Annotated in this window: 12 protein-coding genes; 9 read left to right on the top strand and 3 right to left on the bottom strand. The window is 60.3% G+C overall.

Annotated features, from left to right (window positions below; genetic code table 11):
* Positions 1 to 27 precede the first annotated feature (27 nt).
* Positions 28 to 1,428 (bottom strand): sensor histidine kinase, encoded by a 1,401-nt coding sequence (locus DL237_RS07530; RefSeq protein WP_119398501.1) that lies wholly within the window; start codon positions 1,426 to 1,428, stop codon positions 28 to 30.
* A 529-nt stretch (positions 1,429 to 1,957) separates the two neighbouring features.
* On the opposite strand from DL237_RS07530, the gene rpmH reads away from it, so the two are divergent.
* The 8 genes from rpmH (at position 1,958) to yihA (ending at position 9,599) form a co-directional block, all read left to right on the top strand.
* Positions 1,958 to 2,092, top strand: a complete 135-nt coding sequence (rpmH, locus tag DL237_RS07535; RefSeq protein WP_119398437.1) for a 50S ribosomal protein L34 — start codon at positions 1,958 to 1,960, stop codon at positions 2,090 to 2,092.
* A 166-nt stretch (positions 2,093 to 2,258) separates the two neighbouring features.
* Positions 2,259 to 2,714, top strand: coding sequence for a ribonuclease P protein component (rnpA, locus tag DL237_RS07540; protein WP_407691901.1), 456 nt, complete (start codon positions 2,259 to 2,261; stop codon positions 2,712 to 2,714).
* Positions 2,711 to 2,932, top strand: coding sequence for a membrane protein insertion efficiency factor YidD (gene yidD, locus DL237_RS07545; RefSeq protein WP_119398439.1), 222 nt, complete (start codon positions 2,711 to 2,713; stop codon positions 2,930 to 2,932). Before rnpA ends, yidD begins: the two co-directional genes overlap by 4 nt.
* 167 nt (positions 2,933 to 3,099) lie before the next feature.
* A complete protein-coding gene (gene ttcA, locus DL237_RS07550) occupies positions 3,100 to 3,963 on the top strand; it encodes a tRNA 2-thiocytidine(32) synthetase TtcA (protein ID WP_119398440.1) in 864 nt (287 codons plus the stop codon).
* Between the two features lie 57 nt (positions 3,964 to 4,020).
* Positions 4,021 to 5,568 (top strand): putative bifunctional diguanylate cyclase/phosphodiesterase, encoded by a 1,548-nt coding sequence (locus tag DL237_RS07555; RefSeq protein WP_233544895.1) that lies wholly within the window; start codon positions 4,021 to 4,023, stop codon positions 5,566 to 5,568.
* A 794-nt stretch (positions 5,569 to 6,362) separates the two neighbouring features.
* On the top strand, positions 6,363 to 8,213 hold the full coding sequence (gene yidC / locus DL237_RS07560) for a membrane protein insertase YidC (RefSeq protein ID WP_119398442.1): 1,851 nt from the start codon (positions 6,363 to 6,365) through the stop codon (positions 8,211 to 8,213).
* Position 8,214: 1 nt separating this feature from the next.
* Complete coding sequence (locus tag DL237_RS07565) at positions 8,215 to 8,949, top strand: MOSC domain-containing protein (RefSeq protein ID WP_119398443.1); 735 nt, start codon at positions 8,215 to 8,217, stop codon at positions 8,947 to 8,949.
* Positions 8,949 to 9,599 (top strand): ribosome biogenesis GTP-binding protein YihA/YsxC, encoded by a 651-nt coding sequence (gene yihA / locus DL237_RS07570; RefSeq protein ID WP_119398502.1) that lies wholly within the window; start codon positions 8,949 to 8,951, stop codon positions 9,597 to 9,599. Before DL237_RS07565 ends, yihA begins: the two co-directional genes overlap by 1 nt.
* Before the next feature lie 120 nt (positions 9,600 to 9,719).
* On the opposite strand, the gene DL237_RS07575 is transcribed toward yihA, so the two are convergent.
* Together DL237_RS07575 and DL237_RS07580 are read right to left on the bottom strand one after the other, a co-directional pair.
* Positions 9,720 to 10,232 carry an outer membrane protein gene (locus tag DL237_RS07575; protein WP_147405318.1) on the bottom strand — a complete coding sequence of 171 codons (513 nt, stop codon included), beginning with the start codon at positions 10,230 to 10,232 and terminating at the stop codon, positions 9,720 to 9,722.
* Positions 10,233 to 10,402: 170 nt separating this feature from the next.
* On the bottom strand, positions 10,403 to 10,984 hold the full coding sequence (locus tag DL237_RS07580) for an outer membrane protein (protein WP_119398445.1): 582 nt from the start codon (positions 10,982 to 10,984) through the stop codon (positions 10,403 to 10,405).
* A 350-nt stretch (positions 10,985 to 11,334) separates the two neighbouring features.
* Here DL237_RS07580 and argB point away from each other — a divergent pair, with 350 nt between their 5' ends.
* Positions 11,335 to 12,201 (top strand): acetylglutamate kinase, encoded by an 867-nt coding sequence (gene argB, locus DL237_RS07585; protein WP_119398446.1) that lies wholly within the window; start codon positions 11,335 to 11,337, stop codon positions 12,199 to 12,201.
* Positions 12,202 to 12,275: the final 74 nt, after the last annotated feature.

The following is a 12,275-nucleotide window of genomic DNA, read 5'->3' on the forward strand; positions in this document are numbered from 1 at the left end:
CACCGGGTCGTGCCGCATCAGGTCGGATCAACGCGCCGCGATTCCGACGCCCGTGATTTCCTTTGGCAGCAGAATGAGGAAGGCAGTCCCGTCGGGGCCCGTACGCTCCATCTCGATCTGGCCACCGTGGCCACGCATGAGTTCCGCAGAGATCACCAGCCCGAGGCCCGTCCCTCCCTTGCGGGCTCCACCCTGAAACGGAGTGAACAGGTTTTCGCGCGCCTTGGGCGGCAGGCCGGGGCCGGTATCAGATACACGAATGAGCCAGTGACTGTCGGTCTCTTCGGCCGAAACGCCGATTTCGCCGGGCGCGCCGGTGTTCTCGATCGCCTGCCTCGCGTTGCGGACCAAGTTGAAGATCACGCGGTAAAGTTGCTCAGGGTCGGCACGCAGGCGAAGTGTTGCCGGAATATCCTCGGCAAAGGAAATGTCATGCTCTCCCACCGCAAGGCGTTCGCTGTCGATCACATCGCCCACGACGTCGATAAGGGCGACCTGTGACAATCGCGGAGCGGGTTCTTCGGCCCGACCGAAGGCCAGCGTTGCCTCGCACAAGTTGACGGCGCGGGTGATCGAGTTGATGACCTTTGGTGCAAGGCGCTTGACGGCAGGATCTTCGGAAATCTCGAGCCGGTCGGTGAACAGCTGCGCAGACGTCAGGATGTTGCGAAGGTCATGGCTGATCTTGGCCACGGCCGACCCCAGTTGGGCGAGCCGTTCCTTTTGCCGCAACGCACCGGTCAACTGGGTTTGCAGGTCATGCAGCGCGACCTCAGCCTCGTGCAGGTCCCGCACCGAGGCCGAGGGTTCGATGATGCGGCGGGTATCCTCCGGGTCTTCGGCGTAGACGTGCATGTGATTGATGACGCCCTTGATGGGGCGAAGGATGAAACTGCGCACGGCCAGGAACAGCAGCACAGCGGTAAAGATCGAGAAGACGGCAGACAGGAAGAACATGTTGATACCGTATTCCAGCATCGCGGCACGCAGCGGGCCGGTCGGCATCGTCACCTCGATCAGCAAGCCTGCCTCGCGCACGGGATTGCCGATCACGCGGATGACCTGGTTTTCCGGTCGCCACAGGGTCACGATCGCCTCGCGGATCAGCTCTGCCGCCGTGGGGTTCCGCAGGTCGAAGGTATCGGTCACCGGCCCCGGTACCGGAGACGACAGGACAAGTTGGCGCGCCTCGTCCCGGCGCAGCACGACGTTGTAGACTTCGGCGTTGCGCAGCAGCTCCTGCTCCAGATCGGGCGAGATCATGTCATCGGCCAGCAGGGCAAGCGACGCGATCTGCGCCCGCTCCAACCGCGACAGGAGGTAATCCTCGCGAAAGCGGGCAATGGACGGGACGAGGATGAGCACCTCGGCCAGGATCACGAAGATCGCCGTGAGGATCAGGAAGCGGCCGGATAGCGAACGGAACATGACGCGCTTTGCCCACAAGACTGGGGGCGGGATCGTGACAACGACCGCCAGCCCCATTGGTTACCGGGAAATCTCTGTACAAACTAGGCGCTTGCGAGGCATTTAGCCAGTTCTGCGGCGCCAAGATAGGGCAGGAACATGCCTGCGTGGGGAAACCGCCCGAATTTGTCTGTGCAGGCGATCATGGCACATTGGTCCGGGGCGGGGTGATCGTGTGGGTCAGACAGCCCATTTCACCCGAACAGCGACGGGTGCGACGGTTGGCGCCCTTCGGTGCGCGCGCAGCACGAAGGCCGATCAGGCATTGATCGCAGAAATCTCTGCCAAAACTCCGGCTGCGGGTTTGACAACAGGACAACGCCTTCTTATAGACCGGGCTTCACATATGCGCGGGCCTCGGGGCGATTCCCGGATTGCACCCGCTTTGCCCTTTCCTGAGCGGGCCTGCCTCTTGACCGGGGCATTTGCGCAAAGGATCACAGACACGCCCCGGTGGACTGCCGGCGGGGATACAAACGGAGACGGAGCGATGAAACGCACCTACCAACCTTCGAACCTGGTCCGCTCGCGGCGCCACGGCTTCCGCGCACGCATGGCAACCAAAGCCGGCCGGAAAATCCTGAACGCACGTCGCGCACGTGGCCGCAAGTCGCTGAGCGCGTAAGTTTCGCGCCAGCCCTTCCAGTACGGAAGCGGTTCTGAACATGACACCGCCGAATGCCCCGCCCCCTTCCGCACATGCGGAACCCACGGCGAAGGCGTCGGCGGTTTCGTCATGTGCGGATGCGACTGCTTCCGCCTGTCCTGACCGCGTCTCTGCAAATCAGGGCGTGGCGAGGGTCGAAACGGTCAACGCCGATACCGTGCACGGGTTTCGGCGGTCGGGCGTTTTGAACATCATGATCAAGCGGTCGGACTTTCTGCTGGCGGCGCGGGCCAAGCGGCACGGTGGCGCGGCAATGCTGGTCCAGGCGCGCAAGCGGCAAGACGATGAGCCGAGCGCGGACGTACCTGATGTAATCCGCGTCGGCTTTACCTGCTCCAAGAAGGTCGGGAATGCCGTGGCGCGCAACCGCGCCAAGAGGCGGCTGCGCGAAGTCGCCCGTGCCGTCTTACCCGAGATGGCGCAGCCCGGGTGGGATTACGTGCTGGTCGGTCGCAAGGATGCCACCGCCGAACGCCCCTTCGATCAGCTGATCGCCGATCTGCGAACGGCGCTTGAGCGGCTGCATGCAGGACAGGGTGACACGCCTCGTCCGCACCGGCCGAAGGGCAAGCGGAAGTGACCCCGCTGGCGTGGACACTCGCCCTGCCCATCCGCGCCTATCGGGCCATCTTCTCCCCCTGGGTCGGGCACAATTGCCGCTATGATCCGACCTGTTCCGCCTACATCCTTGAAGCCTTGGACAAACATGGCGGGATCAAGGGGTTGTGGCTGTCGATACGCCGCGTCGCCCGGTGCCACCCATGGGGTGGCATGGGGGTGGACGATGTGCCCGACTGAGGCGCCGGTCAATGGTCCGGGCCGAGTGACCGGCGTTCCGGCGCGCTCACCTGCTCATTGCACTCGCGCACTTGTCCATGGGAATAGGGCCGAGGGTTTGATAGACAGAGACATCATACTTGGGGTCTGAAGCCCCATGATTTCATCCTTTTTGGGAGTGCCGGGCCATGCTCGACGACGGCGATGACATTCACCCGCTCTTTCATGGGGCGCCCTCTTCGACCGAATTTCGCAAGTTGCGCAAGCGGATCGTACGCCAGACCCGCGAAGCGATCGAGCAATACGGTATGGTCGAACGCGGCGGCAAGTGGTTGGTCTGCCTGTCCGGCGGCAAGGACAGCTATACCTTGCTGGCCGTTCTCCATGAATTGAAATGGCGTGGCCTGCTGCCCGTGGAACTGGTTGCCTGCAACCTGGACCAAGGGCAGCCGGGATTTCCCGCGACTGTGCTGCCCGAATTCCTGGAAAAGATGGGCGTCGCGCACCGCATCGAATACCAGGACACCTATTCCATCGTGATGGACAAGGTTCCCGCCGGTCGGACGTATTGTGCGCTGTGTTCAAGACTGAGACGCGGCAACTTGTACCGGATCGCACGCGAAGAAGGATGTACGGCGGTTGTGTTGGGGCATCACCGCGACGACATTCTAGAGACATTTTTCATGAACCTGTTTCACGGTGGGCGATTGGCGACAATGCCACCGAAACTGGTGAACGAGGAAGGCGACCTGTTTCTGTATCGCCCGCTGGCGCACGTTGCAGAAGTGGATTGCGAGAAATTCGCAAACGCGATGAAATACCCTATTATCCCCTGTGATCTGTGCGGATCTCAGGATGGATTGCAGCGTCAGCAGGTCAAACAGATCCTTGACGGATGGGAGCGAAACAGCCCCGGGCGCCGTCAGGTGATGTTCCGCGCGCTGATGAATGCCCGCCCCTCTCATCTGCTTGACCCCAAATTATTCGACTTTGCCGGCCTGGCACTGGGGCAGCGTCAGACAGAGGAAGACGCGATTCCGCGCCTACGTTAAACCGCTGTTGAAGTTCTCGAACTAGCGTGCCTGACGACGACGATGGGGCACACTGACATGGCAGGACTGACGGGTACGACATTGGCGAGGTTTCGGCTCCGGGTGCACAAGGTGCTGACCGGAGTCCAGATGCTTGCCTTCATCCCCGCCACTTGCCTCGTTTCCTTCTGGCTGGCAGGAGAGGCCGCGCTGGTCGCAACGGCGCTGAGCCTTTCGGTAGTGTACGGTGTGCTTGCCGGTCTGCGCGGCGGTCGCACTTTGCCGCCCCATAGTCGTGACCTGGTGACCGGGCTGGGGATGCGGGACAATCTGGACATTGCCATGGATGCTGCGCTGTCGCAGCAGGGAACTTCTGGCCGCAAGACTGCCTGCCTCATGGTCCAGATCGATGATTTCGATGTTTTTTCCGATAGATACGGTCCAGCCGCCACTGAAGACGTGTTGAACAGGACTGCCCAACGGCTTCGCCGGGCACTGCGTGACGACGACGCCCTCTGCAAGATTGCCCCGGCCACCTTTGGCATCGGTGTCGCGCCGGTCACGAATGTCGACCTGGAAACAACGATCCAGCTGGCCTCTCGCCTGCAATCGGTGGTCGAGGATCCGCTGTCGCTGGATGCCACCACGGTCTACCTGTCGTGCTCGATCGGATTTTGCCTGGGCAGTCGTTCACCGTTACCCACGGGGTCCTCTCTTGTCGGGGCAACACAGAATGCCTTGAGCGAAGCCCTGCGTTTCGCGCCCTCTGCGATCCGGTCCTTTTCCGCCGACATGCAACGTACGCACCAGGCGCGCACCATCCTGACAGACGAAGTTTCCGCCGCGCTGGAAAATGGGCAGATCGTGCCGTTCTTTCAGCCACAATTATGTACGGATACCGGTCTGGTGTCTGGGTTTGAAGCGTTGGCACGTTGGTGCCACCCTGACCGCGGGTTGATCTCGCCTGCCGAGTTTCTGCCCGTCATCCAGCATTCCGGCCAAATGGAGAGGCTCGGCGACCTGATGCTGGTCCAGTCGCTGATCGCCTTGCGACGTTGGGACGAACTCGGTCTGACGGTGCCCCAGGTGGGGGTCAACTTTGCGTCGGACGAATTACGCAATCCCCGGCTGATGGAAAAGGTGCGCTGGCAGCTTGACCGATATGGGCTGAAACCGGGCCGGCTGGCGGTCGAGGTGCTGGAGACGGTCGTTGCCGATTCCCCCGAGGATGTCGTTTCGCGCAATATCAATGGCTTGGCCAAGCTGGGCTGCAAGATCGATCTGGATGACTTTGGCACCGGACATGCCTCGATTTCCTCCATCCGGCGATTTTCCGTCGAGCGCCTCAAGATCGACCGCAGTTTCGTGATGAAGGTCGACAAGGATATCGACCAGCAGCGTATGGTGTCCGCGATTCTGACAATGGCCGAGAGACTGGGCCTGTCGACCCTGGCGGAAGGGGTCGAAACGCCGGGCGAACACGCAACGCTGGCGCAGCTCGGGTGCGGCCATGTCCAGGGCTTCGAAGTTGCGCGACCAATGCCGTTCGAACAGACGGCCGAGTGGGTCCGCACCCATCACGCCGGCTTGATCAAGGCCCCGAAATTTGGCCGCGACACCGGTTAGGAGCCTGCAGATTGTAGCTTGATCTTCCCCACGTGGCGATTGACCGTCCCCCCGCCGAAACGGCAAGCCGGTCAGGCAAGATACTATTTGCGCGAAAGTTGAAAAGTACGACATCAGGCAATGCAGCACATGGCCGAACTCTGTGACAGTCCTGGGTAAAGGGGGAAAACCACGAGGATGTGAAGGCAACGGCCTTTCTCGCCCCCGTGACACAAATTTGCGTGCGCCAAGATCACTTGTGCTGGTCCATCGCCCCCGCGGCGACCCGTTCAAACTTGATCTCTAGCGCTCGGCGGAGCAAGCCATTTTGGCGAACACAGGCGTCTTTGGTTATCGCATCCATCCCGAACAAGCTTTTGATCGAGTGCCTTGTTCACCGCCTCGCGTAGAGCGGCACCTCGGGGTTGCCCTCCTGCAATTCCGCTAGCCGCCCTAGGCCGTTGTAAACGCTTTATTAACGGCAACGAATCTGGCGTGGCTCCCGGCCGGGATGAACAATAACGTTGCCCTACCTTTTGGCGATCGCCGAACCAGCGGCGAAATCGGGTTGAGCGGTTCTGTTATCGGCAAGGGGGATGCGCGGCGAAAGACAGGCGCTGCGTCCGCGCCAGCCAAGGTGCTTTTGGCGCGCTTCGTCTTGTCCGCCCTTGGTCGATTTCGCCACGATTTCCCTTGAAAGCCGGTGTCTGTGATGTCGCGGAATCGGCGAAGGGCCTTGACCTTTGGGCCAGTGACAGGTTGAACGCCCCAAGACCAAATTCCCGTACCGCAAATACCAAGGGTGGCGCAGCGCGATGGACGATCAGAACAAGAACCTCATTCTGGCGACGGTACTCAGCTTTGTCGTTGTCATCATCTGGTTCGTGGCATTCCCGCCACCCGAGCAGGCCCCGGAACAAACACCGGCGCAGGTCACGCAAAGTGACGTCGGCACGGCCGTGGACCCGACAGGCAGCGACAACAGCAGCTTGTCTCCTGCCGGCACACCAGGCGAAACCTCTGCCTCTTCGGTCAGCCCGACCTCGCCCGTGGCAGAGTCCCCGCGGATCAAAATCGATACACCTAGCCTTTCGGGTTCAATCGCCCTTGTAGGCGGTCGCATTGATGACCTGAGCCTGAAAAATTATCGCGAGACCCTGGAGCCGGATTCGCCGGACGTGACCCTGTTTCGCCCGCAAGGCAGCCCGACGGATGCCTATTATGCCGTTTACGGCTGGATCCCGGGCACAAATGTTTCCGCAGACGCAGTGCCCGGCGCCGATACACCCTGGAGCATCGAGAGCGGCTCTGTCCTGACGCCGGAAACCCCTGTGACACTCAGTTGGGACAACGGCCAGGGTCTGATCTTCCACCAGACATATTCGGTGGACGACAAGTTCATGTTCAACATCGCCCAATCGGTGGAAAATACCGGCGACGCGGGCGTGGCACTGCGCCCATACGGTCTGCTGCGGCGCCACGGACAGCCGACGGACTTGCAGAACTTCTTTGTCGTGCACGAGGGCCTGATCCGGATGTCGGACGGCCAGCTGGAAGAAGAAACCTACAAGAAGATCGACAAGCTTGACCAGGACCCGCGCGAAGGCGCCCGCGCCAGTCGCATCGAAGTGAGCGAGAGTGGCTGGGTCGGCTTTACCGAGCACTACTGGATGTCGACGCTGATCCCTGGTGATCAACCCTTCCGCTCGACCGTCAAATACTACGAAAGTCCCAACATCTATCAGACCGAAGCCGTTCTGGGGAATGCAGAGATTGCACCGGGTCAAACCTATGACGTCGATACGCAGCTGTTCTCCGGCGCCAAGGAATGGGAAACGATCAAGGCCTACGAGGCACAGGGTGTCACCCGCTTTATCGACTCGATCGACTGGGGTTGGTTCTTTTTCCTGACCAAGCCGATCTTCTGGCTGATCCACTGGTTGCACAGCTTTATCGGCAACATGGGCTGGTCGATCATCGTGATGACCATTTTCCTCAAGGCATTGTTGTTCCCGCTGGCCTACAAATCCTACGCTTCCATGGCCAAGATGAAGGAACTTCAACCGCGCATGGAAGAGATGAAGAAGAAGGCGGGCGACGACCGTCAGAAGCTTCAGAAGGAAATGATGGCAATGTACAAGGCAGAAAAGGTCAACCCAGCTGCGGGTTGTCTGCCGGTGCTGTTGCAGATCCCGATCTTCTTCTCGCTCTACAAGGTGATTTTCGTCACGCTGGAACTGCGCCATCAACCGTGGATCGGCTGGATTCACGACCTGAGTGCGCCTGATCCGTCGTCCATCCTGAACCTGTTCGGCCTGCTGCCCTATGCCACCCCTGGCCCGGAAAGCATATTCCACATCATCAGCCTCGGCGCGCTGCCAATCCTGCTGGGGATTTCCATGTGGCTGCAACAGCGTCTGAACCCGGCGCCCGCAGATCCCGCGCAGCAGATGATCTTTGCCTGGATGCCCTGGGTCTTCATGTTCATGCTTGGACGCTTTGCGAGCGGCCTGGTGCTGTACTGGATCACCAACAACACGATCACCTTCACGCAGCAGTACCTGATCATGCGCAGCCATGGCTACAAACCGGACGTGTTTGGCAACATCAAGAACGCCATCCCCTTTGTCGGGAAAAAGCCCGCCGACGGCAAAGGCACCAAGTGACATGGGCAGGGTCGCGCAGATCTGGCGGTATCCGATCAAGGGAATCGGTGCCGAACCGCTGGAGAGCGCGGCCCTGACATCTGACAGGCCCCTGCCCGGCGACCGGGCATGGGCGCTGCTGACCGGGGACGCAAAAGACACCGGTGGCTGGCAGAAATGCAACCTGTTCGCGCGGGGCTGCAACGGTCCACAACTGATGGCGATAATGGCGCGTACCGAGGGCGATGTGATTCATCTGTCACATCCGGACGCAGGTGCCCTGTCGGTAAACCCGGCACGGGACGGCAAATTGCTCGTTGAATGGCTCGGCGGCCTCTGGCCCGCGGACCGCCCTGCCCTCGGAGACCTGATCAGAGCGCCTGAGGAGGGCATGAGCGACGCTCCCTACGCCTGTGTCTCGATCATAGGAACAGCCTCGCTGGCTGCGCTGTCAGAAGCCTGTGGCACAGATCTTGATCCCCGCCGGTTTCGTGGCAATCTGTGGATCGACGGTTTGGCGGCGTGGGAAGAGCTTGACTGGCCTGGTCGTCGACTGAAGATTGGCGATGCCGTCCTGGAAGTGAGCGAGCGGATAGACCGCTGCCGCGCGACCGAGACAAACCCCGCAACCGGGGAACGCGACATCAATACCTTGCAGGTTTTGCGCAAGACCTGGGGTCATATCGATTTTGGCGTGAAGGCGCGCGTCATCACTGACGGCACCGTCACCCTTGGACAGAAAGCGGAACTGCTGTGATCACCCTTCCCTTCCCCCTCGTAGAAGAACCCGATCCGCAAACCGCAGAGAAAGGGCGCCTGCTGTTCGCTGGGCCCGTCGATTTCGTGAAAGGCGTCGTCGCGATGGACGGCCTGCCAGACGCCGATCGGATCGAGGTCTGCTTTGCCGGTCGTTCAAACGTCGGGAAATCCAGCCTGATCAATGCGCTGACTGGGCGCAAGGGGATCGCACGCGCTTCGAACACACCGGGACGGACGCAGGAAATAAACTATTTCAGCCTGGGTGAAGAGCGTTTCCTCGTCGACCTGCCCGGCTATGGCTATGCGAACGCGCCCCTTGCCGTTGTGGAAAAATGGCAACGGCTGCTGAAGAGGTACTTGTCCGGTCGGCAAACCTTGCGACGGGCCTTTGTGCTGGTCGATTGCCGCCACGGCGTGAAACCTGTGGATGAAGAAATCATGGCATTGCTAGACAGTTCTGCCGTGACGTTTCAATGCGTCATGACCAAGGCTGACAAGGTGAAGGAATCAGATCGCGAGGCGATCCTGACGCAAGTTCGTGCAGCGCTGTCGAAGCATCCGGCTGCTTTTCCAGAGATCGTAATGACCTCGTCGGAAAAAGGCGACGGTATTGCGACCCTGCGCGCCATCATTGCGGGTCTTGTATAAGAGGTCTTGTCTGAGATCAGCTGCGCCGGGCCATAGAAAGCCCATCGGAGTCGTATCACACCACTCTCCTACAGGCTCCTCGGGTCGAGCCACTCTACCTAATCAAAGTCGGAAAGCGTGTCAGAAGTGATAGCTGACGCGGGCCGTCAATGTATTTACGCCCAGACTGCCGGTGTTGGCAAAATCCGAAAAACCCTGGTGCATGAATTCCCCGCCGGCAGACAGCTTCGACGAGATAGCGTATTCCGCCCCAATCCCCACGACATAGCCGACCTCGCTGCCATAGCGCCCACGGGCCTGCACACCGCCTGCCACGGCGTAGTACATCGTCTTACCGCTTGCCCGCCCTGCCCGCAGCTTGGCGACGGTCATGTCATCGATGGGGCCGACCGGCGTGCCGATGTCCGTTTCGATGTATTCAACTTCAGCACCCAGTACCGTTCGATCAATCTGGCGGTTGACGCCAAAATGCAAACTACGGCTGACGTCATTGCTATTGCCAAGTGTAAGACCAAGATCGCCACCGAGATACGCCCCCGTCCATGACGTCTGCTGAGCCAAAGCGCCACCAGAGCTGGCAAGAAATGCCAGAGGGGTCAAAACCGTGAGGAGGATGTGCGCTGTGCGTTTCATAATTGATTAACGCAGGCACCTCACACAAAGTTCAACTCTTACGCGAAGTTTTACGTTTCCGGAGCGCGACAGGTCTTTGACGACCAGAAAGTCCGAAAACGAAACAGGCCCGAGCGATCACGCTCGGACCTGTTTGCTTTCCTTGCGGAAAGATGTCTCAGATCGTCAGATCAGAAGCGGTAGTTCACGCGGGCTGCAATCGAGTTGCCCGTGTAATCTTCGCCCGAGCCGTTCACGTCGGAAATGTCGTCGTAGAGGTATTCCGCGCCAACGCTGACGTTGTCGGTGACTTTGTATTCTGCGCCCAGACCAACGGTGTAACCCGTGTCGGTACCCATGTTCGTATCGGCTTGAACGCCGCCTGCAACGCCGTAGATCAGCGTCGAGCCAGCGTCATAGCCAGCGCGCACTTTCAGACGGGTTGTGGAATCGGAATCAAGGCCGCCGGTCGAGTCGAAGTCGTGTTGCTGGTACTCGACTTCGCCACCCATGACGAACGAACCGAAGTCATAATCGTAGCCTGCGTGCAGGCCGTAGATCATGCCGTCGCTCGAATCGTCACCGGCTTCGAAATCGCCGTAGCCGAGGCTCAGACCGCCGTAGCCACCGGTCCAGTCGCCGCCGGTATAGACCGGTGCGGGTGCGGGTGCCATGACGACGGGTTCAGCGGGTGCTGGTGCATAGGATCCTGCGAATGCCGGACCTGCCACGACGACCGTGGCGACTGCTGCGATGACTTTATTGCGAAGCATTGTTGTCTCCTGAATTTTCCATTGGGGCTGGCGCCCCAGCCGCGGGCCTGTCCCCGAAGCACTTCCAACGCGTGTTGTTCCGCGTTCGAGGCATAAACCACCCAGATTGCGGCGAAGTTCCATAGGCAACCTATCGGTCGCCACTGCATAGGCCACTTTGCGCTGAACGCCGCATCGGAACACGGCGGTCATTCGCCGGAATTTGAAACAATCATCCCAGAGCGGTTGAGGCCCCTTGAAATACAAAAACCGCCGTTACCAGTAATGGCGGCACAATCGCGTCAGCAGCCGGCGGGCTTGGCATAGCGCGCCCTTGCGCGTATCAAGCGGATGCAACGAGGACACGATAGATGAAGAAGCAGACAGCCATGAACCGAGACTGGATCGCGACCGCCCGTACATTGTCGGAGGCTTTGCCCTATTTGCAGCGCTACGAGGGTGCCATCGTCGTGGTGAAGTTTGGCGGCAATGCTATGGGCGACGACGAGGCGATGTCGACCTTTGCGCGTGACTGCGTGCTGATGCGGCAGGTCGGGGTGAACCCGGTTATCGTGCATGGCGGCGGGCCGATGATCAACGAGATGCTGGAGAAGCTGGCGGTCAAGAGCGAGTTCGTGCGTGGCAAGCGTGTCACCGACGCCGCAACAATGCAGGTGGTCGAGATGGTCCTGTCTGGCCAGGTAAACAAGCGGATCGTTCAGGCGCTGAATGAACAGGGCGGCAAGGGCGTGGGGTTATCTGGCAAGGATGCCAACATGATGATCTGCACCCAGACCGACCCCGAGCTGGGTTTGGTGGGGACACCTGACGAAATCGACACGACGATCCTGCATTCGATGTTCCGCAGCGATATTATTCCCGTCATCGCGCCCATTGGCATGGGCCGCAACGGCGAGACGTTCAACATCAACGGCGATACGGCCGCGGGGGCTATCGCCGCAGCGCTGAAAGCGGATCGCCTGTTGCTTTTGACAGACGTTGCAGGCGTGAAAAACAAGGAAGGTGAAGTCGTCACCGCCCTGAGTGCACAGCAGATCCGCGACATGACCGAAGATGGCACCATCGCCGGCGGCATGATCCCCAAGACAGAAACGGCCCTGGCGGCGATCGAGGGTGGCGTGCGCGCGGTCGTGATCCTGGACGGACGTGCCCCAAATGCCGTGCTGCTTGAACTGTTCACGGAGCATGGTGCAGGCTCGATGATCCGCGCGGTCTGACCGCCGCGATGACGAGGCACGCTCAGGCCACGTGGCCTGAGCGTGCCATATGACGACCGAATTAGGGCGGCAAT

Source organism: Pseudooceanicola sediminis, from assembly GCF_003575965.1.
Classification (GTDB): Bacteria; Pseudomonadota; Alphaproteobacteria; order Rhodobacterales; family Rhodobacteraceae; genus Pseudooceanicola; species Pseudooceanicola sediminis.